This window comes from Streptomyces sp. NRRL S-495, from assembly GCF_000966955.1.
GTDB lineage: Bacteria > Actinomycetota > Actinomycetes > Streptomycetales > Streptomycetaceae > Kitasatospora > Kitasatospora purpeofusca.
Map to the genome: position 1 here is coordinate 1 of NZ_JZWY01000683.1, position 1990 is coordinate 1990.

General features: G+C 71.2%; 2 protein-coding genes. Both read left to right on the forward strand.

Annotated features, from left to right (window positions below; translation table 11 throughout):
- Positions 1-10 precede the first annotated feature (10 nt).
- Entirely contained in the window at positions 11-859 is an 849-nt protein-coding gene (gene efeU / locus VR45_RS30795; protein ID WP_078896978.1) for an iron uptake transporter permease EfeU, read from the forward strand.
- 270 nt (positions 860-1129) lie between these two features.
- Complete coding sequence (locus VR45_RS30800; RefSeq protein ID WP_045943159.1) at positions 1130-1777, forward strand: HNH endonuclease family protein; 648 nt, start codon at positions 1130-1132, stop codon at positions 1775-1777.
- Positions 1778-1990 lie beyond the last annotated feature (213 nt).

Sequence of the window (1990 nt, forward strand, 5' to 3'; positions counted from 1 at the left end):
GGGAGCCGGCGTGTTCGCCAACTATCTGATCGGCCTGCGCGAAGGACTCGAAGCCAGCCTGGTCGTCTGCATCCTCATCGCCTACCTGGTCAAGACCGGCCGCCGGGAGAAGCTCCCGCCGGTGTGGACCGGCGTCGGCGCGGCCGTGCTGCTGTCGATGGCCTTCGGCGCGGTGCTGCAGTTCGGCTCCTCGCAACTGTCCTTCGAGGCCCAGGAAGCCCTCGGCGGCTCACTCTCGATCGTCTCCGTCGCCCTGGTCACCTGGATGGTCTTCTGGATGCGCCGCACCGCCCGCCACCTCAAGAGCGAACTCCACGGCAAGCTCGACGCCGCACTCGCCATGGGCACCGGCGCACTGGTGGCCACCGCCTTCCTCGCCGTCGGCCGCGAGGGCCTGGAGACCGCCCTGTTCATCTGGACCGCCGTCCAGGCCACCGAGGACGGCTACAACCCGATCGTCGGCGCCGCCCTCGGCCTGCTCACCGCCGCCCTCCTCGGCTGGCTGTTCTACCGCGGCGCCCTCAAGATCAACCTCGCGAAGTTCTTCACCTGGACCGGCGCCATGCTCGTCGTCGTCGCCGCCGGCGTCCTCGCCTACGGCGTCCACGACCTCCAGGAGGCCGGCTGGCTGCCCGGCCTGCACAACCTCGCCTTCGACATCTCCACCACCGTCCCCAAGGACAGCTGGTACGGCACCCTCCTCAAGGGCGTCTTCAACTTCCAGCCCGACCCCAGCGTCCTCCAGCTCGTCGTCTGGCTCGCCTACCTCGCCCCCACCCTCGCCTTCTTCTTCGGCCTCCTCGGCGGCCCCGCCAAGCCCACCACCCCCAAGCCCGCCCAGGCACACCCCACCGCCTGACACCACCGGCCCGCGCCACCCGGCGCACCCACAACACCACGCAACGCCCCGCCCGGAACCCACCGGCCGGGGCGTCCGCGTTCCCCGACCGGTCCCGGCAGGTCGGAAGTGTGCGGACAGTCTGTGTACCTGACATCCGGTCAAAAATTCACCTCTCGGATCTACCCGCGTAAACCCCTTGGGCGACATGCTGGTCGGCAGCCCGGGCCGGTTCCCGCCCGGGGGCTCTCCCCTGCCCTCCTCGACCCAGGAGTTACCGGTATGTCCGCGATGTCCGCGATACGCACGCCCCGCCGCGTCCTGGCCGCCGCCTTCGGCGCCCTGCTGCTCGCCCTCACCACCCTGCTGACCGGCGCCGGCGCCGCCCAGGCGGCCCTGCCGACCCCGGTCTCGGCCGCCACCGCCCGCGGCTACCTCGCCGCGATCGCGGTGACCGCGGAGTCCCACGAGTCCACCTACGACCGCGCGCTCTTCCCGCACTGGATCACCGTCTCCGGCACCTGCAACACCCGGGAGACGGTCCTCAAGCGCGACGGCAGCAACGTCGTCACCGACTCCGCCTGCGCCTCCGTCAGCGGCAGCTGGTTCTCGGTCTACGACAACGCCACCACCACCAGCGCGTCGAGCTTCGACATCGACCACCTGGTGCCGCTGGCCGAGGCCTGGCGCTCGGGCGCCTGGGCCTGGACCACCGCCCAGCGCCAGGCCCTCGCCAACGACCTGATCCGCCCGCAGCTGATCGCCGTCTCCGCGAGCTCCAACCGCTCCAAGGGCGACCAGGACCCGGCCCACTGGCTGCCGCAGACCTCCTACCGCTGTACCTACGCCCGCGCCTGGGTGCAGGTGAAGTACTACTACGGCCTCTCGGTCGACAGTGCGGAGAAGAGCGCGCTCTCCTCGATCCTCAACGGCTGCTGAGGAAACGTTTGCCCCGGGCGCGCGGCGCCCGCCGAGCTCGGACAGCACGACGCCCGCCGGGAGGAGTCCCGGCGGGCGTCGTCGTTGTGCCAGTCATGCCAGTCGTGCCGGTCGTTCTGGGTTCTTCCGGTCGTTCCGGGGTGTCCCGGTTGTCCCGGGGGCGGCGGCTACCCGCTCTTGATCGCGCCCAGGATGTCCAGCCGGGCCGCCCGG